The sequence below is a fragment of the Sulfuricaulis sp. genome (genome assembly GCF_049587675.1).
Classification (GTDB): Bacteria; Pseudomonadota; Gammaproteobacteria; order Acidiferrobacterales; family Sulfurifustaceae; genus Sulfuricaulis.
In genome coordinates, this window is record NZ_JBAVEJ010000255.1 from 1 (window position 1) to 2,136 (window position 2,136).

Sequence of the window (2,136 nt, forward strand, 5' to 3'; positions counted from 1 at the left end):
CGACCGTCCGGAGTTGGCCGGTGCTGAATCATTGAGCCGGCAGCACAAATGCGATCAACTGGGGGCTGCCAGCACTTGGGGTGCACATCGAGCACCCGGGCGGTAAGCGCTTCGAGGGCGGCGACCAGTCTGGCGGGCCGGGCCGCAGGCACGTAGTACCCTTCGGCACAACTAGCTAGTGTAGTGCTTCGTATTTAGTGGAACTAGTTATCACCTGCCGACTCCAAGGTATGGACGATGCACCTTGGAGGCGGTGATGCGAAAGGCAAGTGCCATTGAACTGGACGATGCGCAGCGGGAGAAGCTGCTGAAGCTGGCGCATTCGAATACGACGGAAGTGCGTCTGGCGCGACGCGCGAGCATCGTGCTGCTGGCCGCCGATGGGCTGGACAACCACGAGATTGGCGAGACTCTCGGCGTTGGCCGGATTCAAGCAGGACGCTGGCGTGAGCGCTACGCGGTGGGCGGACTCAAGGCGATCGAGCAGGATTTGCCGCGCGGCGGGCGCAAGCCCAAGGTGGATCCGGCGGAGATCGTGCGCCTGACCACGCAGACCCAACCGGAGGGTGCGACCCAGTGGAGTACGCGCACGCTGGCGGCGGTGGCGGGCGTGAGCGACACCACGATCCAGCGCATTTGGAAGGCGCGCGGCTTGAAGCCGCACCGGATCAAGCGCTTCAAGGTGTCGCGTGATCCCCAGTTCGTCGAGAAGCTCGAAGACATCGTCGGTCTGTACATGTCTCCGCCTGAGCACGCGCTGGTGCTGTGTTGCGACGAGAAGAGCCAAGTGCAGGCCCTTGATCGCACCCAGCCGGGCCTGCCGATGAAGCCTGGCCGTGCCGCCACCATGACCCACGACTACAAGCGCAACGGCACCACCACGCTGTTTGCGGCGATGAATACCCTCGACGGCACGGTCATCTCGCGCTGCGAGCAGCGCCATCGCCACATCGAGTGGCTCGACTTCCTGCGCCAGATCAACCGTGAAACGCCGCAAGACAAGTCCCTTCACCTGGTCTGCGACAACTACGCGACCCACAAGCATCCGAAGGTCAAGGAATGGCTGGCCAAGCACCCGCGTTTCCATGTGCATTTCACCCCGACCTCGGCCTCCTGGCTCAACATGGTCGAGCGCTTCTTCCGCGATCTCACGACCCAGCGCTTGCGCAACGGCGTGTTTCGCAGCGTCCCGGAACTGACCGCCGCCATCAAAGCGTACATCACCGTGCATAACAAAGATCCCAAGCCCTTTGTCTGGACCGCCAAGGCACACGACATCCTCGCCAAGGTGATTCGCGCAAATCGGAATTTAAGTTCCAAACAGAACGAAGCACTACACTAGCGGTGACGCTGGCGTCGCGCTAGAACCGCAGGGTCTCCTTGAAGCGGTCGCAACCCGCAACCAACGCGGCGCAGATGCCCGGCTCCCAGACGGAGTGCCCCGCGTCGGGAACGATCCGGTATTGTGCTCGCGGCCACGCGGCGGCAAGCTCGTGGGCGGAGACGATCGGACAGACTACGTCGTACCGCCCCTGGACGATGAGGCCGGGGATTGCCGCGACGCGTTCCACATCCGCCAACAAGGCGTTCTCGGGAAGAAAGATGTCGTGCATGAAATAGTGCGCCTCGATGCGCGCCAACCCGAGCGCAACCACGTCGTCCGCGAAATAACGCACCGTTTCCTCCGAGGGCAGCAGCGTAGAACACGAACCCTCATAGACGCTCCAGTGCCGCGCGGCGGGCATATGGATCGCAGGATCGGGATCGACGAGCCGTCGATGGTAATTTGCGAGCAGATCGCCGCGTTCCCGCTCCGGAAGGAATCCCGCGAAACGGTCCCACGCCTCCGGGAAGATGGCCCGAAGGCCGTACAGGAACCAGTCGATCTCGGACCGGCGGCACAGGAAGATCCCACGCAACGCGAGGCCGATGCAGCGTTCCGGATGCGCCTCGGCGTACGCCAGTGCAAGCGTGGAGCCCCACGAGCCCCCGAACACCAGCCACCGCTCGACGCCGAGTTGGCCTCTTAGCGCCTCCAGATCCGCGACGAGATGCGGTGTCGTGTTGTCCCGGAGTTCCCCCAGCGGGGTCGATCGACCGGCGCCGCGCTGGTCGTACACGATGATGCGATAGGCC

2 protein-coding genes are annotated in these 2,136 nt (G+C 63.7%); one reads left to right on the top strand and one right to left on the bottom strand.

Annotated elements, in window-relative coordinates:
- The first annotated feature begins 256 nt into the window (after positions 1-256).
- Complete coding sequence (locus WB402_RS13465) at positions 257-1,342, top strand: IS630 family transposase (RefSeq protein WP_424208704.1); 1,086 nt, start codon at positions 257-259, stop codon at positions 1,340-1,342.
- A gap of 19 nt (positions 1,343-1,361) precedes the next feature.
- Here the strand turns inward: WB402_RS13465 and pip are convergent.
- A partial coding sequence (gene pip, locus WB402_RS13470; RefSeq protein ID WP_424208706.1) for a prolyl aminopeptidase occupies positions 1,362-2,136 on the bottom strand: 775 nt, incomplete at its 5' end.